General features: G+C 68.9%; 24 protein-coding genes and 1 pseudogene. 20 read left to right on the forward strand and 5 right to left on the reverse strand.

The window, feature by feature from the left end; translation table 11 throughout:
* Nucleotides 1-3: 3 nt before the first annotated feature.
* Entirely contained in the window at nucleotides 4-897 is an 894-nt protein-coding gene (gene truA / locus AZG88_RS38410; RefSeq protein ID WP_197436103.1) for a tRNA pseudouridine(38-40) synthase TruA, read from the forward strand.
* Nucleotides 898-979: 82 nt separating this feature from the next.
* A complete protein-coding gene (locus AZG88_RS38415) occupies nucleotides 980-1,546 on the forward strand; it encodes an NADPH-dependent FMN reductase (protein WP_005253865.1) in 567 nt (188 codons plus the stop codon).
* On the opposite strand, the gene eccE is transcribed toward AZG88_RS38415, so the two are convergent.
* Nucleotides 1,543-2,643 (reverse strand): type VII secretion protein EccE, encoded by a 1,101-nt coding sequence (eccE, locus tag AZG88_RS38420; RefSeq protein WP_231914341.1) that lies wholly within the window; start codon nucleotides 2,641-2,643, stop codon nucleotides 1,543-1,545. The genes AZG88_RS38415 and eccE overlap by 4 nt on opposite strands.
* A gap of 889 nt (nucleotides 2,644-3,532) precedes the next feature.
* Between eccE and AZG88_RS38425 the strand changes: the two are divergent.
* Nucleotides 3,533-5,307 (forward strand): annotated as a pseudogene (locus AZG88_RS38425) (zinc ribbon domain-containing protein).
* A gap of 236 nt (nucleotides 5,308-5,543) precedes the next feature.
* Here the strand turns inward: AZG88_RS38425 and AZG88_RS38435 are convergent.
* Nucleotides 5,544-5,996, reverse strand: a complete 453-nt coding sequence (locus AZG88_RS38435) for an Lrp/AsnC family transcriptional regulator (protein WP_061041837.1) — start codon at nucleotides 5,994-5,996, stop codon at nucleotides 5,544-5,546.
* 81 nt (nucleotides 5,997-6,077) lie between these two features.
* Here AZG88_RS38435 and ddaH point away from each other — a divergent pair, with 81 nt between their 5' ends.
* The 8 genes from ddaH to AZG88_RS38475 all read left to right on the forward strand — a co-directional run bounded on the left by ddaH (nucleotide 6,078) and on the right by AZG88_RS38475 (nucleotide 13,527).
* Entirely contained in the window at nucleotides 6,078-6,995 is a 918-nt protein-coding gene (gene ddaH, locus AZG88_RS38440; protein ID WP_082764484.1) for a dimethylargininase, read from the forward strand.
* A gap of 6 nt (nucleotides 6,996-7,001) precedes the next feature.
* On the forward strand, nucleotides 7,002-8,228 hold the full coding sequence (rocD, locus tag AZG88_RS38445) for an ornithine--oxo-acid transaminase (RefSeq protein ID WP_061041838.1): 1,227 nt from the start codon (nucleotides 7,002-7,004) through the stop codon (nucleotides 8,226-8,228).
* Between the two features lie 168 nt (nucleotides 8,229-8,396).
* Nucleotides 8,397-8,840, forward strand: coding sequence for a 50S ribosomal protein L13 (gene rplM, locus AZG88_RS38450; protein ID WP_005239728.1), 444 nt, complete (start codon nucleotides 8,397-8,399; stop codon nucleotides 8,838-8,840).
* Entirely contained in the window at nucleotides 8,837-9,373 is a 537-nt protein-coding gene (rpsI, locus tag AZG88_RS38455; RefSeq protein ID WP_005239729.1) for a 30S ribosomal protein S9, read from the forward strand. Before rplM ends, rpsI begins: the two co-directional genes overlap by 4 nt.
* 137 nt (nucleotides 9,374-9,510) lie before the next feature.
* Nucleotides 9,511-10,848 (forward strand): phosphoglucosamine mutase, encoded by a 1,338-nt coding sequence (glmM, locus tag AZG88_RS38460; RefSeq protein WP_061041839.1) that lies wholly within the window; start codon nucleotides 9,511-9,513, stop codon nucleotides 10,846-10,848.
* An 86-nt stretch (nucleotides 10,849-10,934) separates the two neighbouring features.
* The gene (locus AZG88_RS38465) at nucleotides 10,935-11,243 is read left to right on the forward strand and encodes a type VII secretion target (RefSeq protein ID WP_005239737.1); all 309 of its coding nucleotides are present in this window, start codon (nucleotides 10,935-10,937) and stop codon (nucleotides 11,241-11,243) included.
* Complete coding sequence (locus tag AZG88_RS38470) at nucleotides 11,240-13,306, forward strand: hypothetical protein (RefSeq protein ID WP_231914342.1); 2,067 nt, start codon at nucleotides 11,240-11,242, stop codon at nucleotides 13,304-13,306. Before AZG88_RS38465 ends, AZG88_RS38470 begins: the two co-directional genes overlap by 4 nt.
* 38 nt (nucleotides 13,307-13,344) lie before the next feature.
* Nucleotides 13,345-13,527 carry a hypothetical protein gene (locus AZG88_RS38475; RefSeq protein WP_025432244.1) on the forward strand — a complete coding sequence of 61 codons (183 nt, stop codon included), beginning with the start codon at nucleotides 13,345-13,347 and terminating at the stop codon, nucleotides 13,525-13,527.
* A 9-nt stretch (nucleotides 13,528-13,536) separates the two neighbouring features.
* On the opposite strand, the gene AZG88_RS38480 is transcribed toward AZG88_RS38475, so the two are convergent.
* The gene (locus AZG88_RS38480; protein WP_061041859.1) at nucleotides 13,537-14,373 is read right to left on the reverse strand and encodes a dienelactone hydrolase family protein; all 837 of its coding nucleotides are present in this window, start codon (nucleotides 14,371-14,373) and stop codon (nucleotides 13,537-13,539) included.
* Between the two features lie 97 nt (nucleotides 14,374-14,470).
* Between AZG88_RS38480 and glmS the strand changes: the two genes are divergently transcribed.
* On the forward strand, nucleotides 14,471-16,333 hold the full coding sequence (glmS, locus tag AZG88_RS38485; RefSeq protein ID WP_005239742.1) for a glutamine--fructose-6-phosphate transaminase (isomerizing): 1,863 nt from the start codon (nucleotides 14,471-14,473) through the stop codon (nucleotides 16,331-16,333).
* Between the two features lie 33 nt (nucleotides 16,334-16,366).
* On the opposite strand, the gene AZG88_RS38490 is transcribed toward glmS, so the two are convergent.
* Complete coding sequence (locus tag AZG88_RS38490; RefSeq protein ID WP_043943776.1) at nucleotides 16,367-16,741, reverse strand: cupredoxin domain-containing protein; 375 nt, start codon at nucleotides 16,739-16,741, stop codon at nucleotides 16,367-16,369.
* 52 nt (nucleotides 16,742-16,793) lie between these two features.
* Between AZG88_RS38490 and AZG88_RS38495 the strand changes: the two genes are divergently transcribed.
* From AZG88_RS38495 to tsaD, 7 genes are read left to right on the forward strand one after another with little or no spacing between them, the layout of a single operon-like run.
* A complete protein-coding gene (locus AZG88_RS38495; protein ID WP_061041841.1) occupies nucleotides 16,794-18,275 on the forward strand; it encodes an NAD(P)H-hydrate dehydratase in 1,482 nt (493 codons plus the stop codon).
* 17 nt (nucleotides 18,276-18,292) lie between these two features.
* Nucleotides 18,293-19,498: an alanine racemase gene (gene alr, locus AZG88_RS38500; protein ID WP_005239745.1), complete on the forward strand. Its 1,206-nt coding sequence runs from the start codon at nucleotides 18,293-18,295 to the stop codon at nucleotides 19,496-19,498.
* A gap of 3 nt (nucleotides 19,499-19,501) precedes the next feature.
* Nucleotides 19,502-20,566, forward strand: coding sequence for an alpha/beta fold hydrolase (locus tag AZG88_RS38505; RefSeq protein ID WP_061041842.1), 1,065 nt, complete (start codon nucleotides 19,502-19,504; stop codon nucleotides 20,564-20,566).
* Entirely contained in the window at nucleotides 20,556-21,044 is a 489-nt protein-coding gene (gene tsaE / locus AZG88_RS38510; protein ID WP_061041843.1) for a tRNA (adenosine(37)-N6)-threonylcarbamoyltransferase complex ATPase subunit type 1 TsaE, read from the forward strand. The genes AZG88_RS38505 and tsaE overlap by 11 nt, the downstream gene beginning before the upstream one ends.
* 50 nt (nucleotides 21,045-21,094) lie before the next feature.
* Nucleotides 21,095-21,754 carry a tRNA (adenosine(37)-N6)-threonylcarbamoyltransferase complex dimerization subunit type 1 TsaB gene (gene tsaB / locus AZG88_RS38515; RefSeq protein ID WP_025432247.1) on the forward strand — a complete coding sequence of 220 codons (660 nt, stop codon included), beginning with the start codon at nucleotides 21,095-21,097 and terminating at the stop codon, nucleotides 21,752-21,754.
* The gene (rimI, locus tag AZG88_RS38520) at nucleotides 21,751-22,230 is read left to right on the forward strand and encodes a ribosomal protein S18-alanine N-acetyltransferase (protein WP_061041844.1); all 480 of its coding nucleotides are present in this window, start codon (nucleotides 21,751-21,753) and stop codon (nucleotides 22,228-22,230) included. The genes tsaB and rimI overlap by 4 nt, the downstream gene beginning before the upstream one ends.
* The gene (gene tsaD / locus AZG88_RS38525) at nucleotides 22,227-23,264 is read left to right on the forward strand and encodes a tRNA (adenosine(37)-N6)-threonylcarbamoyltransferase complex transferase subunit TsaD (protein WP_005239753.1); all 1,038 of its coding nucleotides are present in this window, start codon (nucleotides 22,227-22,229) and stop codon (nucleotides 23,262-23,264) included. Before rimI ends, tsaD begins: the two co-directional genes overlap by 4 nt.
* On the opposite strand, the gene AZG88_RS38530 is transcribed toward tsaD, so the two are convergent.
* Nucleotides 23,257-24,861, reverse strand: coding sequence for an Hsp70 family protein (locus AZG88_RS38530; protein ID WP_005239754.1), 1,605 nt, complete (start codon nucleotides 24,859-24,861; stop codon nucleotides 23,257-23,259). The genes tsaD and AZG88_RS38530 overlap by 8 nt on opposite strands.
* A 207-nt stretch (nucleotides 24,862-25,068) precedes the next feature.
* Here AZG88_RS38530 and AZG88_RS38535 point away from each other — a divergent pair.
* The coding region (locus tag AZG88_RS38535) for an ion channel (protein WP_061700652.1) at nucleotides 25,069-25,502 on the forward strand (434 nt) is incomplete at its 3' end.

Genomic DNA, 25,502 nt, shown 5'->3' on the forward strand with positions numbered 1-25,502 from the left:
CACTTGGTTTCGGCACACGCTGAATCGAACGAGCCCGTCGTCCCCCCGAGGGACGGCGGGCCCGTTTCGTATGAGACCCGTCGCTTGCGCCTGGACATCGCGTACGACGGAACGGATTTCTCCGGGTGGGCCCGCCAGAACGGGCTGCGCACGGTGTGCGGGGAGATCGAGGAGAAGCTCGGCGCCGTCCTGCGCGCACCGTTGCAACTCACGGTGGCGGGGCGCACCGACGCCGGGGTCCACGCCACCGGGCAAGTAGCGCACGTCGACGTTCCGCTCGACGCCGTGCCGGACAACCCGTCCCGGCTCGTCCGCAGGCTCGCGCGGTTCCTGCCGAAGGACGTGCGGATCAAACAGATCGCCTTCGCGCCCGAACACTTCGACGCGCGGTTCTCCGCGATGCGCAGGCACTACGAGTACCGCCTGACGTCGGCGGCCTACGGCGCCGATCCGCTCCGAGCCCGGGACACCGTGTCGTATCCGAAGGTCCTGGATCTCGAACTCATGCGCGCGGCGTCCGCGACGCTGCTGGGGTTGCACGACTTCGCGGCGTTCTGCAAACGCCGGGAAGGCGCCACGACTGTCCGCGATCTCCAACGTTTCGACTGGGAGCGCGACGGCGACGTGTTCACGGCCTTCGTCAGCGCCGACGCCTTCTGCTGGTCGATGGTGCGCAGTCTCGTCGGTGCGGTTCTCGCTGTGGGGGAGGGACGTCGCGACCTCGACTGGATCGAAGGACTCCTCCGCGAGAAGTCGCGGTCGAGTTCGATCCTGGTGGCCCCGGCGCACGGACTCTCCCTGGTGCGCGTCGACTACCCGGACGACACGGATCTGGCGGCACGCAACGAGATCACCCGGGACGTCAGGACCGTGCCGGGCGGCTGCTGCGGCGACTGACCGGAACCCGCGGCGTCGATCGCCACCGCGGTTGCGGAGGCGTCAGCACCTACGATGGCTCCGGAGGAGAAGGAGCCTGTTCATGACCGCAGTCGCACCCGTTCGGATCGAGATCATCATCGGATCCGTCAGAGTGGGTCGGATCGCTCCCGTCGTCGCCGGCTGGTTCGCCGAACGCGCTCGCGCCTACCCGGGACTGGACGTGGGCATCATCGATCTCGCCGACACGCCGTTGCCGCAGGATCTCGGCGCATCCCCGGTGACGGACGAATTCCGGGAGCGAGTGGGCAGAGCCGACGGGTTCGTGGCCGTCACCTCCGAGTACAACCACGGCTACCCTGCAGCGCTGAAGACCGCGTTCGACAGCGTCAAACACGAATGGCGCTCGAAGCCCATCGGTTTCGTGTCGTACGGCGGGTTGGCAGGCGGACTCCGGGCAACCGAACAGCTGCGCCAGGTAGTGGCCGAATTGCACATGGTGTCGGTGCGGCAGAGCGTGAGTTTCCACCGGGTGCGCAAGAGATTCGACGACCAGGGGCAGACGACCGACGGCGCCGCCATCGACTCGGCTGACCGCATGCTCGCGCAGCTCGTATGGTGGGCCGACGCGGTCCGTGTTCAGCGCGGGACCGCGCCGTACCCCGGCTAGAACTGGTGCACCGGCACGTACTCGTCCACCGCGCGAGGCCGGCCGATGAACGCCGCCTCGGACGAGATCGTGACCAGCATCAGTTCGATGCTCGTCCCTCCGGTCGACAGAAGAATGCGGTCGCCCAGCGCATTCGGTTGGACGATCGACACGTCCGGTTCGGCACCGGGCCACTGGCTCGGTTCTCCGTAGAGGTAGATCGCGGTGACCCCGGCGCGGGGCGGCAGCGCGTTGACGCCGTCGAACACGACGGTGTTGAACCTGTTGTCGGACTGCGGATTGTGGCCGGCGATACGCAACCGGTCGGGCGTGGCGATGGAGTCGATCAACGACGACCACGCGTCCGGCCGATCGGTGTGAATGAGCACGCGGGCGCCGGTCGCGACGGCGCGGAACACCAGCTGCTGGGCGAGATACAGCTCACCCGCCACATAGACCATGCCGACGCCGGGACCTGCGATGCGAGCGGTGATTCCGTGACCGTAGTCGTCGGAGCCGATGAGCTGGCCGCACCCCGCTGGGGGCAACTGCAGCGCACGCAGGTCCTCGACGGACATGTCGATCAACGGCATCACGTCGTCGAGGTCCGACATCGCGACGGGAAGATTGGCAAGCAGCCCGTCCCGGTGCCTGCCCTGCATCGAGACGAGCCCGGGGATCGTGAGCGGTTCGGGCATCGTCCGGGTGGTCACCCGGCAGGCCGCACCGACCTTCACCTGCCCGTCGTGTCCGCTGGGGCGCAGCCGGATCGTCACGGTCGTGCCGAGGCTCGACGGAACCCAGAGCTTCGCGAGCAGGTCTCGCGTCAGGTAGCGCGGGTCGACGCCGTAGCCGGTGTTGCATACGCCGGGCAGCGGTGCATGCTTCCACGTCTCCGTGAAGGTCTTCGGATCGACGCCCCGACTGATCTGCAGCGCGGCCGATTCGATCTCTGGGGCGGTGAGAATGCGCGCGCGACATCCTGAATCGGCCAGTGCACGCACGACGCGACTTGCCGCGATCGTGATGGCGCGCGACGCGCCTTCCTCGCCGCCACCACGCCGCGCCACGGCAGCGACGCTCTCCGTGGCGTCGAATCGCAGGGCGAGCCAGACCATCCGGGTCGCCGTCGCCGGGAGCGGGACCTATCAGCCGGTCGTACACATCGGTGGCGAGGGAGCCCGCCGCGGCGCGACAACCGTGGCTGACGATGTCGATTCCGCTCAGCGAGATGTCGTGCTGCACGAGACGCGCGGCGAGCGCGTCGGTGGGGAGTTCGTGCGTCGTCTGCAAGCCGTCCCGAGTGACCTGCGTGAGGCTCCAACTGTTGCCGCTACCTCTAATAACGTGGGCGCTTCGGTAGTTGGGGTGCGCAAGGAGGCATCGGAAGGCCGGTTACTTCCCGGCGTGTCGGTTCGGGTCACCGAATCATTGACCTCGCGGACCGCGACGCCTATCTGGGCAGGCCCGCATCAGAGTGGGCGGGAGCAGACGCCGGAGAGCGTGGACGCATTGCATTGTCGGGCGCGATCGCAAGAGGCGTCGCTGCTCGATCAGGAAAAGATGTTGCGGGAGAGCGCCTGCTGGTGCGGTGTATCGGGTCTACAACGATCGCGTTCGGGTTTGCGGGAGCGGCGTGCCGCGGCTGGATGATCGACGACGCGGCCCTGGGCGGGTCGCGGTGGTGCGGGTCATGTGGCGAGATCGATTGCCTCGGCCAGCCTGCGGACTCCCACAGAGGCTAAATGTCGGAGGTCGGCGTTACAGTCGAGGTCCTGCGTGAAAAAGGGTGACGCATCGCTGGTGGAGGGGGTTGATGGATGATGTCATGGCACGGTTGGCATCGCTATCCGGCTGGTTGTCTCGGCTGCGGTCTACACGGAATCATCACCGGCTTCGGGGCGATGCCGCCGCACGGTTCGGGAAGGGGTGACCGGTGAGCATCTGGGGCGATCGCGGGTCTTCTCGGAACGCGACGGTGCTCGCCGCTCATGAATTGGGCCCGACGTGACCGGGTCTGGATCGACCGTGCCGCGGCAGTTCTCGTTCACCACCCGCGCGTACACGGCGGTCGACGATGCGACCGGTGAGCCGATCGGCCTCGATGACGTCGATACCCGGGTAGGGTGGCTGCTCGATCTTATTGCCGCGGCCGGTGGCGAGTTGGTGTCGCGGCTGTGGCATCCGGCGACGTTCGATGTGCTCGCCGCCGGCCTAGACCGCCAGGACCGGAGGCTGCCCGCTCAGGGGCATGTCGCCGCGGCCCGTCTCGGCTGGGCTCCGATCTACCCGGCCGGGGTCTATGTGCCGTCGCGGGTGAGCCGGGTGGTGACCGCTCAGGTGGTGGCGACCCTGCGGACCCTGACATACCGGGACACCGCGATCACGGCACTGTCGGCCCTATTCGATCCGGCCACCGGGGTTGTGGCGCCGCCGATCGGGTCGGGCGATCACGTGTCGGCGGGTTTCGCTCGGGGCGTGCAACGCCAGCTCGTCGCATTCTCTCGCCGCAGTGACGGGGCGCAGTCGACCCGGTTGCGGATCACCGACCTGCAGGGACCGCCGCAGACAAGCGCGATGGCCCGACTGTCGGCCGCCGATCGGCAGCTCGCGCGGATCACCGTGGCAGACCGTGAGCTGGTGTTGACGGTGAAGCTGCCCACCAGCCCGGTGCGGCTGACCGCCACCATTCCTAAGCACCTGCACCGCCGGGCGATCACCGACTGGCATCTGCCTACGCTGGTCCTCGACCGGAAGGGACTGATGTGGCGGTGCGCGGCGACCGAACTCGCCCCTGCAGCCGATCTAATGGCCGGCACGGTCGCGGTGGGGGTCGATTGGTCCCCGTCCACGCTCGGTGCCGCCGCCACCGTGGCAGAGGGCCCGGCCGGGTTGTCGTCGGATTACCGGGGCTGGACTTACGACGACCGCGGCCTCGGGATCAAACTGGCGCGCCTGCAGGCAGAGGGGCAACTGCTGCACCGGAAGGCGGCCCGGCTGACCCGACTGGCCGCCACCGCCCCACAAGAGGTTCGCGCGCAGCTGGAGGAGAAGATCGCCGTCCTGAACGAGCATCGCGAGGCGGTGGGTGTCAAGCGGGGGAAGATCAATCGGGAGCTGTCTTTCCACTTCGCCCGCCAGGTTACCGACTACGCCGCCGACGCTCAGGCGCAGGTGATCGCGGTGGAAGATCTCACCACCCTCGAGACCCGCGGGCACGGGCGGGTCAACAACAATCGGGCCGCGCAGTCGGCCCGCCGCCAAGCGGCCGCCGCGCTCGCGCACACTGCCGCGGGTGCCGGTATCGCGGTAGTTTCGGTGCCCGCCCGGGGGTCGTCCGCATGGTGTCCGGGCTGCGACGCACCACTCGCCCGCCCCGGTGGGTACCACGACGCGTGGTGTCCACGCTGCCGGGTCGGCGGCAACCGCGACCACATTGCCGGGGTGAACTTGGCCAAACGCGCACTGCTCGGCAAAGGCAAAGTCACCCGTCGGCGCGGGCAGTCGCCTGCGGTCCGGGTCGCCGAGCATGCGCCGGTGCGCCGGTGCCGCGACAAGAACGGTCCAACACGGCGTAGGCCGCGGCATCGCCGGGTCCGCCGCAGCCGGCCCATCGTGACACCGCGGCTGGGGTGACTCCGAACAAGCATGTTCCTGCATCACAAGCGTCGGTGTGGGACACGGTCAAATCCACACCACCACAAGGTGATGCGGGTAGCCGTGACACACGCATATCTCAAGCGCCCGCCACACCAGTGGCAGACAGTGTGAGATCTACGTAGACGCTACGTCAACGGTCTCGTGGAGAACTACCAAGCTGTGCAGGCGAAGTGGGACAACGCCCATGACGATCTGCTCCAGGTTCTGCAGACAATCTCGAAGGTCGTCCAGGAGGGCGCCGTCGACATGCAGACCGCGGAAGACCGGAACGCCGCGGCCTGCTCTGATCCTCACGTGACACGTCGAGTGTCCCAGCAGTTGCGGGGGCACTGTGGTCTCGGACGGTGGATCGAGTGGATCAGTCGGCAGGCGGTATCAGCCGGCTGAGGACGACGCTGCTCTTGGTCTGAAGGACAGCTGGCTCCGACCGCAGGTTCTCCAGGGTGCGTTCGAGGTGTGCCGTGTCGGTGGTGCGGACGCGGAGGAGGGCGTTGGCATCGCCGGTGACGGTGTATGCCTCCTGAACCTCGGTGTGACGAGACACGATCCGTGCGATCTCGATAGCCGAGGTGCGACCACTGCAGTACAACTCGACGAAGACCTCGACGCCGTGGCCGAGAGCGCGCGGATCGAGCGCCGCATGGAAGCCGGTGATCACTCCGGACTCGACGAGTCGATCGACCCGGCGCTTCACGGCGGGTGCGGACAGCCCGACCTCGGCGCCGATGGTGGCGAAGCTGGACCGTGCGTTGCGCTCCAGTCGCGCAACAATCCGCCGATCGAGCGCGTCCAGACGCAATGAATCATCCATGTGATGGAACGCTAGCGCATTGATCAGGTCTTTTGGTGGGTGGATACTGATTTCACCGACACCGATCGAGGGGGAGTGGAGATGGCGCCCACTGCTGGTATCGAGTCCGAGAACCCCTACGAGGAGACGGCGGAGGTGCCGGGCAACGCCGCCCGCGTGGCCCGGCGTGCTCACTCGCGGAGTTACCTGATGTGCCCGCCCACCTATTTCGAGGTCGTCTATGCGATCAACGATTGGATGCGTCCCGAGGAGCCCGTGGACCGGGATCGTGCGATGTCGCAGTGGTCGGCGCTCGCGGACACCTACCGGCGACTCGGGCACGAGGTCCTCACGATCGACCCTGTCGAGGGACTTCCGGACATGGTGTTCGTCACCGACAGCGGACTCGTCGTCGACGGTGTGGCGCTCGGCGCCCGCTACCGGTCCGCCGAGCGGCGGGCCGAGGCCGAGCACGTGTTCCGGTGGTTCTCGGAAAACGGGCTGATCAGGCCCACCCTGCCGCGGTACGTCAACGAGGGGGAGGGCGACTTCCTCGTCGTCGGCGACGTGATCCTCGCCGGAACCGGGTTCCGCTCCGACCCGCGGGCGCACGCCGAGGCCGCGGCGCACCTCGGCCGCACGGTGATCACGTTGAACCTGGTGAATCCCCGCTACTACCACCTCAACACCGCGCTGGGTGTGCTCGACGACTCGACCATCGCCTACCTGCCCGCGGCGTTCTCGCCGGACAGTCGCGCTCTGCTCGAGCAGATGTATCCCGACGCGGTGATCGCGGCCGAGACGGACACCGACTGGCTCGGACTGAACCTGGTCAGCGACGGCGCCAATGTGGTGCTACCCGTCCAGGCTTCGCACCTTGCCGACCAGTTGTCCGCCCGCGGGTACGAGCCCGTGCCGGTCGACTACTCGGAATTCCTCAAATCCGGTGGTGGAATCAAGTGCAGCACGTTGGAGCTCCGCGGCTTCCGCGGGCTCCGGATCGCGGAAGATCAGGGGTGACCAGCAATGTCGGACGGAGTCGTTTCCGTGTCGGATGCCACGCGTGAGCAGCTGAGCAGGGCCGACGAACACAGCGCACACAACTACTCGCCGCTGCCGGTCGTGATCGAGTCGGGCGCGGGCTCGTGGGTGAAGGGAATCGACGGCGTCGACTACCTGGACGTCCTCGCCGGATACTCGGCGCTCAACTTCGGCCACGCACACCCCACCCTCGTCCGGGTGGCGAGCGAACAACTCGGCCGGCTCACCCTGACCAGCCGCGCCTTCCAGCACGATCGGTTCGCGTCCTTCTGCGAGGACCTGAGCCGGCTGTGCCGGAAAGAAGCCGTGCTGCCGATGAACACGGGCGCCGAAGCCGTGGAGACCGCGCTGAAACTGGCCCGCAAATGGGGTTACGACGTCAAGGGAGTGCCGCCGGGACGTGCCGAGGTGATCACGTGCGCCGGGAACTTCCACGGACGCACCATCTCCATCGTCGGGTTCTCGTCCGATCCGGACGCGTACACCGGGTTCGGTCCGTTCCCGCCGGGCTTCGCGTCCGCCGAATACGGGAACGCGGACGCGTTCGAGGCCGCGATCACCGAGAACACCGTGGCGGTGCTCCTCGAACCGATCCAGGGGGAGGCCGGAGTGCTGGTGCCACCACCCGGCTACCTCGCGGCGGTCCGGGACATCTGCACCCGCCGCGGGATCCTGATGATCGCCGACGAGATCCAGAGCGGGCTCGGGCGGACCGGCGACACGTTCGCGTGCGACCACGAGAACGTGACCCCCGACGTGTACGTCCTCGGCAAGGCGCTCGGGGGTGGCTTGATGCCGGTCTCCGCCGTCGTCGCAGACTGGCCGGTGATGGCGGTGATCGGTCCCGGACAACACGGGAGCACGTTCGGGGGCAACCCCCTCGCCTGTGCGGTCGGGAGCGCGGTCGTCGACCTGCTCGAGACCGGCGAATATCAGCAGCGAAGCCGTGAGCTGGGCGCCTACCTGCACAGCATGCTGTCGCAACTGCCCCCCGACCACGTGTCGGAGGTGCGTGGGCGCGGACTGTGGGCCGGTGTGCAACTGGCCGACGGTATGCCGTCCGCCCGAACGATCTGTGAAAGACTCCTGGCGCGCAGGGTCCTCGCGAAGGACGCGCACGAAGGAACGATCCGCATCGCCCCGCCGCTGGTGATCGAACGGGACGAGCTGACGTGGGCGGTCGAACAGCTCGCCGATGCGCTCGCCGAGTGAGTTTTGACCCTGGGCCTCACCGACCGGTATTGTTCTCCGTTGGCGTGCCGTGCGCCGCTGCGTCCTCGTGTCGCAGTGGCTGGCGGTTCCCGGGTCTCAACTGGCCGCCGGGAATCGCTCGACGATACGCAATGGCCAGCAGCGGATTGAACAAGACGAGGAAGTTCTGTGTCTACGTACACCCCGAAGGCCGGAGATGTGACCCGCACGTGGCACGTCATCGACGCCACTGACGTGGTGCTCGGCCGCCTTGCCGTCCAGGCAGCCAACTTGCTGCGCGGCAAGCACAAGCCCACCTTTGCACCGCACGTTGACGGCGGCGACTTCGTCGTCATCATCAACGCCGAGAAGGTTGCCATCAGTGGCAACAAGCGTGAGGGCAAGTTCCTCTACCACCACTCCGGACACCCCGGTGGTCTGAAGTCCCGCTCCGTCGGTGAGGTTCTCGACAAGAACCCCGACCGCCTCGTGGAGAAGGCCATCGTCGGCATGCTCCCCAAGAACAAGCTGGGTCGCGCCATCAGCAGCAAGCTGAAGGTCTACGCGGGCCCGAACCACCCCCACGCCGCGCAGCAGCCGGTGCCATTCGAGATCAAGCAGGTGGCCCAGTGACGGCGCCGGAGGAGCAGAACGTGTCCAACCCCGAAGAGATCACCGAGGCTGTCGAGGTCGCGGCGGACGAGTACGTGTCCGTCGAGGAGCCCGAGGTCGCCGAGGACATCGAGGCCGCTGCTGCGCCGCAGGCCCCGATCGTGATCGATCGCCCCATCCAGACCGTCGGTCGTCGTAAGGAAGCGGTTGTCCGCGTCCGTCTGACCCCCGGTTCGGGCGACTTCAAGCTCAACGGCCGCACCATCGAGGACTACTTCCCGAACAAGGTGCACCAGCAGCTGATCAAGGCTCCGCTGGTCACGGTCGAGCGTGCCGAGTCCTTCGACATCGTGGCACTGCTGCACGGTGGCGGACCGTCCGGACAGGCCGGCGCACTGCGTCTCGCCATCGCCCGCGCGCTCATCGAGGTCACCCCCGAGGACCGTCCGGCTCTCAAGAGCGCCGGCTTCCTCACGCGTGACGCCCGCGCCGTCGAGCGCAAGAAGTACGGCCTGAAGAAGGCCCGCAAGGCATCTCAGTACTCGAAGCGCTGATGTGTCGCCGAAGCCGCCCTCCGGGGTCGGCTTCGGCACCTGTTCTTCCCGAGAGCAGGCGTCCATCGTTACCGGACGCCTGCTCTCGTGCTTTATCCGAGATGTAGTGGGTTTCCTAGGTGCGAGGGGTCTGGTCTGTGGGTCGATTGTTCGGGACGGATGGGGTTCGTGGTCTCGCGAATACCGAGCTGACCGCCGAGTTGGCGTTGCAGGTGGCGTCCGCCGCCGCGACGGTGCTGGCGTCGCCGGGTTCGGGGGGACGCAAGACGGCTGTGGTCGGACGTGACCCGAGAGCCAGCGGTGAAATGCTCGAGGCGGCGGTCGTCGCGGGCCTGACGTCTGCCGGCGTCGACGTTCTGAACGTCGGGGTGCTGCCGACACCCGCGGTGGCCTACCTGACCGCGGAGCTGGACGCAGCTCTCGGTGTCATGATCTCCGCCTCGCACAATCCCATGCCCGACAACGGCATCAAGATCTTCGCGGCCGGCGGGCACAAACTCGACGACGAGGTGGAAGACCGGATCGAGGCCGTCGCCGCCGGAACCACGACACGGAGAGCGCCGACCGGCGCGGGGATCGGACGTGTCCGCACGGTGCCGGACGCCGCGGAACGGTACCTGCAGCACCTGGCCACCGCACTCCCGAACAGCCTCGACGGGCTGACCGTGGTGGTGGACTGTGCGCACGGCGCGGCATCGGGCGTCGCTCCCGCCGCCTACCGGGCCGCCGGCGCCACCGTCGTCGCGATCAACGCCGAACCCGACGGACTCAACATCAACGAGAACTGTGGGTCGACGCACCTCGAGAGCCTGCAGAAGGCGGTCGTCGAGTACAGCGCCGACCTGGGGCTCGCGCACGACGGCGATGCGGATCGATGCCTCGCCGTCGATGCCGCCGGTTCCCTCATCGACGGCGACGCCATCATGACCGTCCTCGCCCTGGGCATGCGCGACGCAGGTGAACTGGTGGACAACACCCTCGTCGCGACAGTCATGAGCAATCTCGGTTTGCACATCGCGATGCGCGAGGCCGGGATCTCACTGGTCACCACTGCTGTCGGTGATCGCTACGTCCTCGAAGGGCTCCGGTCCGGCGGCTTCAGCCTGGGCGGCGAACAGTCCGGACACGTCGTGTTCCCCGCCTTCGGCACCACCGGCGACGGAGTGCTGACGGGGCTGCGGCTGATGGGCCGGATGGCGGAGACCGGACAGCCGATCGCCGACCTGGCGGCGGCGATGACGACACTCCCGCAGGTTCTGGTCAACGTGAGGGTCGCCGACAAGCGCGCCGTCGCCGCGTCTCCGGTCGTGCTGGACGCGGTCGTGGCCGCCGAGCGCAGCTTGGGCGACAACGGCCGGGTACTGCTGCGACCGTCGGGCACCGAGCAACTCGTACGCGTGATGGTCGAGGCTTCGGACATCGAAGTGGCCAGGAAGCTCGCCGACGAACTGGCGGGCACCGTCGCCTCCGTATGAGCGGACACAGCGCACCGATCGGCCGGGGGAACCGATCGGTGCGCTGTCGCGTCTAACGCAGTAGGTCGCGAAGAGAGGGTGGGGCAATGAGCGATGGGCTCGAGGTGGACGTCGCGGTGGTGACGGACGCGGGCGCGAGACTGCTGCGGTCGGCGGAGGTCCTGAGGCAGCAGGTCGCCGAGACCGCCCGGCTGGAATTCGGTGGGGCGCACGCGGGTCGCGACTACGCCGCGAAGGGTGACGCGGTGCGTGACGCCCTCGGCGTCGTCGAGGTCGCGCTCGGGCAGTGGGCCGCGGACGCGGAATCGTTCGGTCACGCGTTCCGGGCCGCCGCGGCGCGCTACTCGGGAACGGACGCGAACGTCACCGCCGACGTGAACGGGGTGCAGTGGTGACCACGGATCCGAGAACGCTGATCGACGACCCGAACCTGAGCCGCGAATACAAGGAGCAACTCCTCCAGGCCTGGGCCGCCTCCCGCGAGGAGGACGAGGAGTCGTGGCAGTCATACTTCGACGAGTACGGGCTCGACAAGCGTGACCGGACTCCGTCCGCCGATCAGCGGTACGCCGCGTTGTTGGAGGACGGCAGCGACGCCCAGACCGCGAACGCATCCCGGAACGCGCTGGGGGAGCACCTGCGCCCGGATGGTCTCAACGTTCCCGACGAGATGCTCGATCTCGGCGCGCGCGGCCTCGAATTCTTCGAGTTGTTCCTTCCCGCGGCGAGAAAACTGGGATACGAGTCTCGCGAACTCACCGACTACTACGCGAGGTTCGACGCCGAGCGGGGGATGCGACTGAACGTACTCGCCCGCGACGTCGACACCCTCGGACGCAGCCTCGACACGGCCCGCACCGAACTCGTTGAGAACGAGAGATGCGTCGCCGCAGTGCGAACCGGGTGGAGCGGAGTCGCCGCCGCGGCAGCGATCGACGCCGCCGACCGACAGAACGTCCAGGCGGACGCCACCATTGGTCGGCTCCACGGACTCGCCGAGGTGCTGTTCGAGGCGAACCTCACGCTGAGCGCCGCGGTGACGACCAAGGCGTACAAGGTGGTGTCTCTGCACCAGCCGACGGTCGGGGGGTACAGCGCGGCACAGATCGACGTTCTCGCGCAGATCTACGCCGACGGCAAGGACGGCGACAACTCCGCCGCGAAGGACTGCATGGAAGACGCGTCCTACTGGTTCCCCGAACTCGCCGACGACGACTACCGGCACGTCAACGGCCTGTACAAGGACGGGGGCGCTGGTGCGCTCCGCCGACTCGACCGTGGCGACGTGGTGCGGCGGGCCGCCGGAGTCACCAAGGACTGGCTCGACGCGAACTTCCGCCACGTGTACGAGGAGAAGCAGCAGGAGTTCACCGCTGCGTGTGCGGACTGCGCCGAAGCGGTGCACGCCGCCTACGACGCCGTCATCGCCGAGGCGCGGTCGATCGAGGTGCAGCCCGGTTTTCGTCCCGAGGACACAACCGATCCGGCACCCGCGCCGAGGGTGCCCGAGGTGCCACACGCCGACACCGCCCCCACCGCTGCGCCGGCGCCCGCTCCCGCACCTGCTGCGCCGACTGCGCCCGCCGCGGCACCTGCAACGGACGGATCGGCGTACGTCCCGCCTCGATCCGGTGGCGGGGACGCGGTCACCAGTCCGATGGCTGCGGCACCGCCGATGGCCGCGGCACCGCCGATGGTCGCCGTGCCCCCGATGCCTACTGCTCCGGGCCTCGGGAGCATTCCCGGCCCCGGTGATCTGGTGCGTCAGGGGCTCGCCGGAGGTCTGGTGGATCTCGGTTCGATCCTTCGCCCGTTGATCGAGGACACCGTCTCGGCCCTCACCGACAGGGACGACGAGGAACGGAACACCGAGGACCTCGGCGACGAACACGCCGATCCGCGGGAGGACGACGGCGAGTCGGCCGACGGCGCGTCACACGACAAGAGCCTCGAACTGAACCTCGACGGAAAGTCGTGGACGCTCGCCGTCGATGCCGACGGTCAGGGGATTCATCTGGAGATGAGCGACGGACAGGGCGGGACGGCCAGGTTCGGAGTCGAGATCGGCCCGGAGGGCCTGCCGCAGATCACAGCGGAAACCGCTGCCGGCGAAGGAGACTCCGGTGACGCAGACTGCGCACCCGCCTCGCCGACCCCGGAATCGCAGGTCAGCGCTGGTGCCGCGGACGCCCCGAACGCGACAACCGAAGAAGCGCCGACGCCCGGTGGCGCTGCCGCGGACGACGTCCCGGACCACGAGAACACACCGGCCCTTGCGCCGGACGGCGACGCCGCCGTCCCGCAACCACAGGTGGTGTCAGTGCAGCAGGAGCCGGTACCCGAGACACCCGTCGAGGCCCCGCCGCTACAGGAACCGCGGTCCGCACCCGAACTGGCGACAGGTCCCGTGGCCGGATTCGACAGCGGCGCCGAGTTGGCCGAGGCCGGGCCGCTGTGAGCCACCGAGTCGCACAGTTGCGTGCACAACGGGCACAGATGCGAGCCGACCTGGAAATGTTCCGGGAGCGGATCGACGAGCGCAGAGCCAGAGACGAGGAAGCCTCGGGGAACCGGTCCGGCCGCGGCCGGACCGAGTCCGCAGAGGCGCCGCCTGCGGCTGCGCAACCGAGAACACTCGACGACGACGAGTTCTATCGGCCGCGCAGCTGGCTGGTGTGACCGGAGCCGTCAGATGTGCGGGAGCACGCCCTTGAATCCGGCGTCGGTGTGCTCCTCGTGCGGATCGACGAGCGTGGTGTGGGGAAGTTCGGTATCCGCCTTCGCGAACGCCTCATACTTCTGGTCCTCGGTGAGGTGATACAGCAAAAAACCGGTGAGCAGCGCGCGTGTGATCTGCTGGGTCTTCCGCTCGGAACCGCCGATTCCGAGTGCACCCAGGAGGCGGCGTCCTTCGGTGAGCCCCGACTCCTTCGCCCCATTGACGGTGCGCAGGACGTGTTCGCCGCCCCACGCCTCGGCCAGCGCCTTGGCGTTGCTGTTCATGGTGTCGATGTCGGCACCGGCGACGACGAGACCCGGCGCTGTGATCTTGGACGCATATTTCTCGGCCTTCGGTGCGGTCGGTGCCGGGAAAAGGGCGGCGACCGCCGACACGTCCCGCTGCGCGGCGGCGAGCACTGCCACACCGGCACCCATCCCGTGTCCTGCGAACGCGACGCGGTCGGGCTGCACGCTGATCTGGCCGGGGCCGAGCCGCACGCCCACACAGATGTCGAGGGTGGCCCGCAGGTCGGTGGCGAGGCCCAGGTGGGAGGGCACGGGACCGCGTTCACTGTTGGGGGCGGCTACGACGATTCCCCACGAAGCCAGATGCTCGAGCGTCTTCCGGTAGTGGTCGGCACCTGCCATCCAGCTGTGCGCGAACGCGACGGCGGGCAGGTTGAAGCCTGATTCGGGCGTGTATACGACGCCCGGCTGTCCGGCGAGTGCGAGGTCACCCCGCAGCACGCGGTGCGGTCCTCGCTTGGACAGTTCACGGGCCAGGGTCTTCGGTTTCGGCGCCACGGGGAGAACGTTATCCGATTCACGGGCCGGCGAGAGAGCCGATGCGGCCCACACTCCGACTTCGCCGCGTCGCCCGGTCCAAGTACCCTGATGAACCATGTGCGGAATCGTGGGATACGTCGGCCACCGGCAGGCTCTGACTGTTGTGGTGGAGGCCTTGCGGCGAATGGAATACCGCGGATACGACTCTGCCGGCATCGCCGTGCTCGACGGACACGGCGGCATGGCGGTCGAGCGGAAGGCGGGTCGTCTCGCGAATCTCGAGGCCGAACTCGACGAGGTCGGGGCCGAGCACTTCACCGGGAGCACCGGGATCGGTCACACGCGGTGGGCCACGCACGGCAGGCCGACCGACCGCAACGCGCACCCGCATCGTGACGCGGGCAACACGGTCGCCGTCGTGCACAACGGCATCATCGAGAACTTCGCCCCGCTGCGGGCCGAACTCGAGCACGACGGAGTCGACTTCGCCAGCGACACCGACACCGAGGTCGCGGTGCACCTCGTCGCCCGCGCCTACGCCTCGGGCGAGACGGCCGGTGACTTCGTCGCGAGCGCGCTGAGCGTGCTGCGCAGGCTCGAGGGCGCGTTCACGCTCGTCTTCACGCACTCGGACCACCCGGACACCATCGTCGCGGCGCGCCGCTCGACGCCCCTCGTCATCGGGGTCGGCGACGGCGAGACGTTCCTCGGGTCCGATGTCGCGGCGTTCATCGAGCACACCCGTGACGCGGTCGAGCTGGGGCAGGACCAGGTCGTGGTGATCACCGCGGACGGGTACTCGATTCTGAACTTCGACGGATCCGAGGCGCAGGGCCGCCCGTTCCGCATCGACTGGGACCTCGCCGCCGCCGAGAAGGGCGGCCACGACTACTTCATGCTCAAGGAGATCGAAGAGCAGCCGGCCGCCGTCGCCGACACCCTGCTCGGTCACTTCCAGGACGGGAAGATCGTTCTCGACGAGCAGCGACTGTCGGATCAGGAGCTGCGCGACGTCGACAAGGTCTTCGTCGTCGCCTGCGGCAGCGCCTACCACTCGGGGCTGCTCGCGAAGTACGCCATCGAGCACTGGACCCGCCTGCCCGTGGAGGTCGAGCTCGCCAGCGAATTCCGCTACCGCGACCCGGTCCTGGACCGGTCGACGCTGGTCGTGGCCATCTCGCAGTCCGGTGAGACGGCCGACACCCTCGAGGCCGTGCGCCACGCCAAGGACCAGAAGGCGCGGGTGCTGGCGGTGTGCAACACCAATGGCGCCCAGATTCCGCGCGAGGCCGACGCCGTCCTCTACACCCGGGCAGGTCCGGAGATCGGTGTCGCGTCGACCAAGGCGTTCCTCGCGCAGGTCACGGCGAACTACCTGGTCGGTCTGGCCCTCGCCCAGGCCCGCGGCACCAAGTACCCGGACGAGGTCGCACGCGAGTACGCCGATCTCGAGGCCATGCCCAACCTGGTGAGCCGGGTACTCGAGACGGTCGAGCCGGTGCGGGCTTTGGCGCGGGAGCTGGCGTCGTCGTCGACTGTGCTGTTCCTGGGCCGCCACGTGGGCTACCCCGTGGCGCTCGAGGGTGCGCTCAAGCTCAAGGAGCTGGCGTACATGCACGCCGAGGGCTTCGCGGCCGGTGAGCTCAAGCACGGGCCGATCGCGTTGATCGAGGACGGGCTGCCGGTGATCATCGTGATGCCGTCCCCGAAGGGGCGTGCGGTGCTGCACTCGAAGCTGCTGAGCAACATCCGGGAGATCCAGGCCCGCGGCGCGCGGACCGTCGTGATCGCGGAGGAAGGCGACGAGGCCGTGCGCCCGTTCGCCGACCACCTGATCGAGATCCCGGCGGCGCCGACGCTGCTGCAGCCGCTGCTGTCGACGGTGCCGTTGCAGGTGTTCGCGGCGGAGGTCGCGCAGACACGGGGCTACGACGTCGACAAGCCGCGTAACCTCGCCAAGTCCGTCACCGTCGAATAGCAGCGACCGCAGGGGCGTGGCCGGGCCGCGCCCCTACGGGGTGACCACGACGGTGCCCGTCATCTCGGGGTGCAGCGAACACGTGTATTCGTAGGTCCCCGGTTCGGTGAACGTGTGCGTGAACGTGCCGGTCTGCATCAACCGGCTCCGCAGCACGCTCTTCGCGGCGCCGACACCCACCACGTCGTGGGTGACGCCCCGGTCGTCGAAATTCCAGGTGACGGTGTCTCCTGCCGTGACGGTGAGCGTCGCGGGCGCATACGCCATGTTCGCGACCTGCACGACGGGTCCGGTCGGTGGCTCGGGCGGCGCGCTGTCCGGCGAACCGCATCCGGACACGGCGCCCGCCATCGAAATGCTTGCGGCGAGAGCCACTCCGGCGATCCACGAGCTTCCACGTCCACGCATGACGTCGAGCGTAGTCTGGCCCGGTACCGACCCTTCTCGACGAGGAGTTCCCATGCGGGGCTACTACACCGCTGACGAGGTTCGAGCCGCGGAGGCGCCGTTGCTGGCGTCTCTTCCCGACGGCGCGCTGATGCGACGCGCAGCGCACGGGCTCGCCGCGGTGGCGGCGGCGGAGCTGCGGGCGCGGACCGGGGGCGTCGCCGGTCGAACGATCACGGTGCTGGTGGGGTCCGGGGACAACGGCGGGGACGCGCTGTGGGCGGCGTCGATGCTGCGCAAGCGCGGTGCCGCGGCCACCGCGGTCCTGCTGAAACCGGAGAAGGCGCACGCGGCCGGGCTGGCGGCGTTCACCGCGGCCGGCGGCCGGGTGGCCGCCCCTTCGGACGAGCTGGGCCTGCCCGATCTGGTGATCGACGGGATCGTGGGGATCTCCGGCAGGGGGCCGCTGCGACCCGATGCTGCGGCGCTGGTCGACCGGATCGAGGCCCCGATCGTGTCGGCGGACCTGCCGAGCGGTGTGGACCCGGACACGGGAGCGGTCGACGGGCCCGCCGTGCGGGCCGCCGTCACCGTCGCATTCGGTGCCCTCAAACCGGTCCACGCGCTCGGTGCGGCGCACTGCGGCCGTGTCGAGCTCGTGGACATCGGACTGTCGCTCGGCGATGCCGGGATCACTGCCCTCGACGCCGCCGACGTGGGTGCCGCATGGCCGGTGCCGGGCTCCGACGACGACAAGTACTCGCAGGGCGTGGTGGGGGTGGTCGCGGGCAGCGACGGCTACCCGGGCGCCGGTGTGCTGTGCACGGGCGCCGCGGTCACGGCCACGTCGGGGCTCGTCCGCTACGCCGGGCCGTGCACGAACGAGGTTCTCGCGCACTCGCAGGAGGTGATCGCGACCGCCGATCTCGCGAAGGCGGGACGCGTCCAGTCGTGGGTGGTCGGGCCGGGCATGGGAACCGACGACGCCGCCCGTCGCACGCTGCGGACGGTGCTCGAGTCCGATGTGCCCGTGCTCGTCGACGCGGACGGTCTGACCCTGCTCGCCGAGGACCCGGACCTCGTGCGTTCGCGGACCGCCGCGACACTGCTGACCCCGCACGCCGGGGAGTTCGCCCGGCTGACGGGGACGGATCCGGGTCCGGACCGGGTGGCGTCGGCACGCGCTCTCGCTGCCGACTGGGATGTTCACCTGCTGCTCAAGGGGCGGGCCACGGTGATCGCGGAACCCGGGGGCCGGATCTTCGTCAACGAGGCGGGCGGATCGTGGTCCGCCACCGCGGGGGCGGGGGACGTGCTCGCCGGGATCATCGGCTCACTCATGGCGGCGGGCATCGCCCCGGCGCGGGCCGCCGCGGTGGGTGCGCGAGCTCACTCGCTGGCCGCGAACCTGGCTGCCCGTGGCGGTCGCGCGGACCTCTCCGCAGGGCGCGGAACAGCACCGATCTCCGCCGGGACGCTGCTCGCACACCTCAGGGAGTCGATCAGAGTCCTCCGTGCGGGGGTGTCACCCGAAGAAATGCCGGCCTCCTCGTGAATGGCAGGATCGAACATATGACGCTTGCTGAAGCAGTACCGGCCGACGACCACGGACACAGCGAACCCGCAGCGCCCGCACAGGCGGCGCCGGCACCGCAGGCCGAGGCCGTGGTCGATCTGGACGCGATTGCGCACAACGTCCGCATCCTGCGCGACAGTGCCCGGGACGCGGCGATGATGGCCGTCGTGAAGGCGGACGGCTACAACCACGGCGCGGTGCCCGTGGCACGCGCAGCGCTGGCCGCCGGAGCGTCGGAACTGGGCGTGACGACGGTGTCGGAGGCGCTGACTCTGCGCCGCGCGGGCATCGACGCACCCGTCCTCGCCTGGCTGCACACCGTCGACGCCGATTTCGCCCCCGCGATCGCGGCCGGCGTCGAACTCGGCGTGTCCTCACCGCGTCACCTCGCCGCGGTGGTCGCAGCCGCCCGGAGCGTCGGTGTCACGGCGATCGTCACGATCAAGGTCGACACCGGACTGAACCGCAACGGGGTGGCACCCGACGAACTGGCGCAGGTCCTCGTCGATCTGGCGCGCGCACAGGCCGAGGGCTCGGTGCGGCTGCGCGGCATCTTCTCGCATCTCGCCCACGCCGACGAGCCGCACCACGCCTGGATCGATTCCCAGCGCGACCGACTGGTCAGCGCGATCGCGGATGCCAAGCGTCAGGGACTGATCCCCGAAGTGGTGCACCTGTCCAATTCCGCGGCCACCCTGACCCGTCCCGACCTGCGGTTTGACATGGTTCGCCCGGGAATCGCGATATATGGGTTGTCGCCCGTACCCGAACTCGGTCAGTTCGGGTTGCGCCCGGCGATGACACTGCGATCGAGGGTGGCTCTGGTGAAGAAGGTAGCGGCAGGTGAAGGCGTGTCCTACGGGCACCAGTGGGTGGCCCCACGGGATACGACGGTGGCGCTGCTGCCGTTCGGGTACGCAGACGGGCTCCCGCGCTCGCTCAGCGGCCGTTTCGAGGTCCAGCTGGGCGCGGAACGACGGCCGGGGATCGGGCGTGTGTGCATGGACCAGGTGGTCGTCGATCTCGGACCGGACGGCGGGGGAGTCCGGGAGGGGGACACCGCGGTGTTCTTCGGCAACGGAGATCTCGGCGAGCCCATCGCGCAGGCATGGGCCGACGAACTCGACACCATCCACTACGAGGTGGTGACGGGGGTACGCGGACGCACGGTGCGCAGTTACGTCGGCGGAACGGGTACGTAGGACATGGGTGTGTCGAAGCGTCTGGGGCTCGTCGGCGGCCTGCTGAGCGCGCTGGCGCTCGGTTCGGTCGCCGGTGTCAACGCGCTGCGCAGCGCGACCCGGCCGGGCCGCGAGATCTACGGTGACGAGGACTTCACGCTGATGTCGCGGGACCGGCGCAGTGTCGTGGTCACCGAGGACGGCGTCGCGCTCGCGGTCCGCGAGGTCGGTCCCGAGGCCGCGGCGGTGACGGCGGTGTTCATGCACGGCTACTGCCTGGACATGACGTCGTGGCATTTCCAGCGCCGCCAGCTCGCCGAGCGGTGGGGCGACGACGTGCGGATGGTGTTCTACGACCAACGCGGGCACGGCGATTCGGGTGTGCCGTCCACGCCGAGCTGCACCATCGCTCAGCTGGGCGCCGATCTCGCGACCGTGATCGAGGCGAAGGTCCCCACCGGACCGGTTCTGCTCGTGGGGCATTCGATGGGTGGGATGACGGTGCTTGCCTTCGCCGGGCAGCGGCCCGACCTGGTGGCGTCGCGAGTGGTCGGTGTGGGCCTGATTGCCACGGCCGCCGCGGGCCTCAGCGAGACCGGATTGACGCGGAACCTGCAGAACCCGGTCATCGACGGCTTCCGGCTGGCCGTCCGGACGTCGCCCGAACTCGTCCAGCACGCGCGCGGCGCGGCCCGCGTGCTGATCACCCCGATCCTGCGGGCAGCGTCGTACGGCACGGACGTCAGCCCGCGGCTGCACAAATTCTCCGACTCCATGCTGGACCGGACGTCGGTGGTCACCATCGTGAACTTTCTGCGCACCCTCGAATTGCACGACGAGTCCGCGTCACTCGAGGCGATCGAGCGCATCCCGTCCGTCGTGGTGTGCGGCGACAGCGACATGATCATCCCGTTCGGCAGCTCCCGGAAACTGGCAGCGGACCTTCCGGAGTCCGAACTGGTGCGGGTGCGCGGTGCCGGCCACCTCGTGCAGCTCGAGTTCCCGTCCGTGGTGTCGGATGCGGTCGACCGGGTGCTGCATCGTGGCCTGGCGACGTACGAATCGCGTGAGCAGTCCGATGTCGGCTGAAGAGGGAGTGTTGCCCGTGAGCGGGACCGTGGTGTTGCCGACGGCGGAGGAGACCGAGCAGTTCGGGCGGGACCTCGCCCGGGGACTCGTCGCCGGGGATCTCGTGGTCCTCGACGGACCCCTCGGTGCGGGGAAGACCGCACTGACGAAGGGAATCGGAGCCGGGCTCGGCGTGCAGGGGCGAGTGACTTCGCCCACATTCGTGATCGCGCGGGAGCACCGGGCGGGAACGCGACCCGACGGGGGCGCACCGGTCGGAATGGTGCACGTGGACGCGTACCGCCTGGGCGGAAGCGGCCCGCACGCGCTGGACGAACTCGACGCGCTCGACCTCGACACCGACCTGGCTGCAGCGGTTGTCGTCGTCGAATGGGGCGAGGGCATTGCCGAGCAGCTGGCCGATCGTCACCTGCGGGTGCGCCTGCGCCGCGAACCGGAGACGGATGTCCGCACCGCCCACTGGGAGTGGATTTCCTGACGGGGTCGGGTGTCGGGAGCGGTTCTGACGTGCGAGTACCCTCAGTTACCGTGCTTGTTCTCGCCATCGACACGTCCACGCCTGCCGTGACCGCCGGAGTCGTCCGGGTTTCGGCCGATTCCGCATCAGTGGAGGCGGTGGACACCCTCGCGGTGCGCGTGACGGTCAACCCGCGCGCCCACGCGGAAGTGCTCACCCCGCACATCCTCGAGTGCCTCACCGAGTCGGGTCACGTCGCCGCGGACCTCGACGCGGTGGTGGTCGGCGCCGGACCGGGGCCGTTCACCGGACTGCGCGTGGGGATGGCCACCGCCGCCGCGTTCGCCGACGCCCTCGGTATTCCGGCCCACGGCGTGTGCAGCCTCGACGCCATCGCCGCACAGGTGGACGGTGACCGGAATCTGCTCGTCGTCACGGATGCACGCCGGCGTGAGGTGTACTGGGCGCGCTACTCGGCAGGATTGCGAGTGGAAGGCCCCGCGGTGGTGAAGCCGCGCGAGCTCGAGCCGATGCCGTCCGAGGTGGTGGCGGGATCGCCGTCACACGTCGACTTCTTCGATCTGCCGGTCGAACCCGTGGAAACACCGTCGCCCGCAGGGCTGGTCGCGGTGGCCGCGGATGCCCTGTTCAGTGGTGCGGCACCGGCGGCGCTCGTACCGCTCTACCTGCGGCGCCCGGACGCGGTCGAACTGGCGGACCGGAAGAAATGACATTCCGCATCGAACCGATGGCGGCCGCGGACGCCGAACGGTGCGCGGAGCTCGAAACACTCCTCTTCGCCGGTGACGGGCCCTGGAGCGCCGGCGCATTCAGAGCGGAACTCGCCGCCCCGCACGTGCACTACACCGTGGCGCGGGACGACACCGGCCACGTCGTCGGGTACGCCGGAATCGCCCTGCTGGGCAACGGTTCGCATCCCGAATCCGAGATACACACCATCGGAACGGACCCGGCGTGTCAGCGCCGGGGTATCGGCGGGGCACTCCTCGACGAACTCCTGCGTGTGGCCGACGCGCGGGGTGGCCCGGTGTTTCTCGAAGTGCGCACCGACAACGACGCGGCGATCGCCCTGTACAGACGTGAAGGATTCGAGATCGTGGGAACCCGTAAGAAGTACTACCAACCGAGCGGTGCGGACGCCTTCACGATGCGTCGCCCCGGATCGGGTGAGGAGCCGGTGCAATGATCGTCATGGGGATCGAAAGCTCTTGTGACGAGACCGGAGTCGGCATCGTCCGGTGGAACGGTGACGGAACGTGCGAACTCGTCGCGGACGAGGTCGCATCCAGCGTCGAAGAGCATGCACGGTACGGCGGGGTGGTGCCGGAGGTCGCGTCCCGCGCGCACCTCGAGGCGATCGTCCCGACGATGCGGCGGGCCCTCGCCGCGGCCGGTATCGCCAAGCCGGACGCTCTCGCCGTCACCATCGGACCCGGTCTGGCCGGCGCCCTGCTCGTCGGTGTCGCGGCCGCGAAAGCCTATGCGGCGGCGTGGGACGTCCCGTTCTACGCGGTGAACCACCTCGGCGGTCACGTCTCGGTCGACACCCTAGAACACGGACCGATGCCGCCGTGCGTGGCGCTGCTCGTGTCCGGTGGGCACACCCACCTCCTGCACGTCGAGGATCTCGCGAAGCCCATCGTCGAACTCGGTACCACCGTGGACGACGCGGCCGGCGAAGCCTTCGACAAGGTGGCCCGCCTCCTCGGCCTCGGATTCCCCGGTGGCCCGGCCCTCGACGCCGCGGCGCAGGACGGCGACCGAGACGCCATTCCCTTCCCGCGCGGGATGACCGGGCCACGGGACGCCCGGCACGACTTCTCGTTCTCCGGGCTGAAGACGGCTGTCGCACGGTACGTGGAGTCCAAGGAGCGGGCAGGGGAGGCCTGTTCGGTGCCGGATATCGCCGCGAGTTTCCAGGAGGCCGTGGCGGACGTGCTGACGATGAAAGCGGTGCGCGCGGCCCGCGACGTCGGCGTGGACACACTCGTTCTCGGTGGCGGCGCCACGGCCAACTCGCGCATCCGCGCACTCGCCGAGGAACGCTGCGCCGAAGCCGGACTGACCCTGCGGGTGCCGAAACCGCGCCTGTGCACCGACAACGGAGTGATGATCGCCTCGCTCGGCGCGCATCTGATCGCCGGCGGCGCCGCGCCGTCCCTGCTCACCGTGGCGAGCGACCCCGGACTGTCGGTGGCGACCAGTCAGGTGTTCAGCTGACCGGAATCGTGACGGTCTGCGTGGCCGGGGGAGTGAGCGCCTCGCCGGGCTGAGCACCACTCGGTTGCGCCGCATCGGGACTCGGAGCAACGGTGCCCGGGGCCGGGATCATCGGGAAGAGCCCTTCGGGCGCCGCGGGTGCAGTGGATTCCGCGGGCGCGGCGGGCGTCTCGGTGGGCGGCGGTGCTACTTCCGGTACGTCGGGTGCGGGCGTACCCGGGCTCGGTTCGTTCGGTGTGGATTCTCCCGGAACCTGCGGCCACAGCGGCGGAATCGCGGGCCATTCGATGTGCGGCCACGACGGCTGCGACGGGTTCGTTCCGGGCAGCGTCGGACGCGGGGGAGCCGTGGGTGTCGGCACCGGGGTGGTGGTGCGCGGCGTCGTGGTCTCGCTCGTCGAATCGGGCGTCTGCTCGGGGGTCCGGTCCGTCTGCGGTTCGGACGTGGGCGGGGCAACCTGATTCGGGTAGTACTCCGACGTCGGCGTCGGATCGTACGACGGAATCCGCGTGGCGGGCGGTTCGTCCGACGTCGTGGTCGTGACCTGCTCGGTGGTCTGGAACATGTCCGTCCCCGCAGGGGAGACGTTGGGGTCGGGTGCGGGCGCGAGTTCCTTCACGCCGTAGCCGAGAACGAGCCCTCCGACCACGAGGGCGCCGACGAGTGCCCCCGACACCTTGGCGGCCGAACCGGGGCGGGTCGACTCGGTGGCCGGGTAGTCGCGGATGGCGGAGGAGACGGCGAGCAACGCCGCACCTTTCGCGGTCGCCGTGTCGGGTTCGGGCATCACGATGACCCGTGCGGTGAACGCGTCGGCGACGGCGGCGGTGATCGCGGGTATGTTCGCGCCGCCACCGACCAGGGCCAGGGCGTCCGGTTGACGCGGGGAGTCCGCGACGGTGGCACGGATGAACTCCACCGCGACCCGGACGGTCGGTGCGGCGATCTCGTCGAACCTGGTGCGGCTGATCTCGATCGGGCGGATGCCGTGCAGGTCGATGTCGACGTGCGCATTCGGCTCCGAGGACAACTGCTCCTTGGCGACGCGGCACCGCGCCGAGAGCAGGTCGCGGTCCAGGTGCCGCAGGGGATGCGGGGTGGCGAGCCTGCCGACGACGTGGTGGAAGACGAGGTCGTCGATTCCGGTGCCGCTCACGTGGCTCGTGCGGTCGGCGTGCAGGACGGTGCCGTCGACCTGGTCGACGACGGCGACGGACAGTCCGGACTCGCCGAAGTCGACGATCGCGACCGTGGCATGCTGGGCGACCTCGCCGGTGTGCCGAAGATAGGTGAGGGTGGCGGCGGTCTCGGGCACGAGATGCACGCGGTGCCGCTGCCTGCTGACGGCGCTGCGGATCGAATGCGCCTGCTCCGCCGTCCGGTACGCGACAGCGAACGCGTCGGGTGTGGTGGGGTCGGCAGGAACCTGGGTGGTCATCAGTGAGATGGAGGAACGGACCAGGTCGCCGAGGTCGGTGTGCGCCTGATCGGCCGACAGGTAACGGAACTCGACGTTCTGCGTACCGTTGGAGGCGGTGGTGACGAGGGCGGAACCCACACCGGCCGCACCGGTCGACATCCCCAAGGACATACCCATCACACACACCCCCTCACGTTTTCGACGCGTGACCTGCTGTCTCTGTCGGAACGCCCTGTTCAGCGGGGAATCCCTGCCCGTTGAATCGGCGACTGTTATCTGAACGTTACAGAAAACAAACGGATTTCGCTCCCGACTTTCGGCCGCGGAAGACGAGGATGGCGCTCGATATCCGGTCTCACCTGCACAGTTGTCCAAAGGAATCTGATGCGACGCGCCAGCGATTTTCGCAACCTCACCAGACGTGAGCGCCGACGGCTTCTGCTGCGTGCGGTTCTGCGCCCGCTGGTCACCGTCTTCCTGTGCACGGTGGTCTACTTCGCTCTGCCGTGGACGTCGCTCGGGGAAGTGTCCGCCCTGTTTTTCCTGGCGGGCGGCTTGCTCGTGGTCGCGCTGGTCGCGGGCTGGCAGATCTGGCGGATCGTCGAGTCCGACGTACCGGCGCTCCAGGCGATCGAGGCACTGGCCCTGATCCTGCCGCTCTACCTGCTCGGGTTCTCGGCAGGATATTGCCTGATGTCCGAAACTGATCCGGGTTACTTCACCGAACCCCTCACGCGGATGGGTGCGTTGTACTTCTCGCTCACCATCTTCTCGACCGTCGGGTTCGGCGACATCGCCGCGACGACGGATCCGTCGCG

The sequence above is a fragment of the Rhodococcus sp. LB1 genome, from assembly GCF_001583455.1.
Lineage (GTDB): Bacteria > Actinomycetota > Actinomycetes > Mycobacteriales > Mycobacteriaceae > Rhodococcus_F > Rhodococcus_F opacus.

Bases quoted from the DNA above. Each gene is read 5' to 3' on its own strand.
- glmS (WP_005239742.1), top strand. From the start codon at position 14,471: ATGTGCGGAATCGTGGGATACGTCGGCCACCGGCAGGCTCTGACTGTT.
- AZG88_RS38505 (WP_061041842.1), top strand. From the start codon at position 19,502: ATGGGTGTGTCGAAGCGTCTGGGGCTCGTCGGCGGCCTGCTGAGCGCG.
- alr (WP_005239745.1), top strand. From the start codon at position 18,293: ATGACGCTTGCTGAAGCAGTACCGGCCGACGACCACGGACACAGCGAA.
- AZG88_RS38435 (WP_061041837.1), bottom strand. From the start codon at position 5,996: ATGGATGATTCATTGCGTCTGGACGCGCTCGATCGGCGGATTGTTGCG.
- eccE (WP_231914341.1), bottom strand. From the start codon at position 2,643: ATGGTCTGGCTCGCCCTGCGATTCGACGCCACGGAGAGCGTCGCTGCC.
- tsaE (WP_061041843.1), top strand. From the start codon at position 20,556: ATGTCGGCTGAAGAGGGAGTGTTGCCCGTGAGCGGGACCGTGGTGTTG.
- AZG88_RS38475 (WP_025432244.1), top strand. From the start codon at position 13,345: ATGCGAGCCGACCTGGAAATGTTCCGGGAGCGGATCGACGAGCGCAGA.
- rimI (WP_061041844.1), top strand. From the start codon at position 21,751: ATGACATTCCGCATCGAACCGATGGCGGCCGCGGACGCCGAACGGTGC.
- tsaD (WP_005239753.1), top strand. From the start codon at position 22,227: ATGATCGTCATGGGGATCGAAAGCTCTTGTGACGAGACCGGAGTCGGC.
- AZG88_RS38490 (WP_043943776.1), bottom strand. From the start codon at position 16,741: ATGCGTGGACGTGGAAGCTCGTGGATCGCCGGAGTGGCTCTCGCCGCA.
- AZG88_RS38415 (WP_005253865.1), top strand. From the start codon at position 980: ATGACCGCAGTCGCACCCGTTCGGATCGAGATCATCATCGGATCCGTC.
- ddaH (WP_082764484.1), top strand. From the start codon at position 6,078: ATGGCGCCCACTGCTGGTATCGAGTCCGAGAACCCCTACGAGGAGACG.
- AZG88_RS38465 (WP_005239737.1), top strand. From the start codon at position 10,935: ATGAGCGATGGGCTCGAGGTGGACGTCGCGGTGGTGACGGACGCGGGC.
- rocD (WP_061041838.1), top strand. From the start codon at position 7,002: ATGTCGGACGGAGTCGTTTCCGTGTCGGATGCCACGCGTGAGCAGCTG.
- AZG88_RS38495 (WP_061041841.1), top strand. From the start codon at position 16,794: ATGCGGGGCTACTACACCGCTGACGAGGTTCGAGCCGCGGAGGCGCCG.
- AZG88_RS38530 (WP_005239754.1), bottom strand. From the start codon at position 24,861: ATGGGTATGTCCTTGGGGATGTCGACCGGTGCGGCCGGTGTGGGTTCC.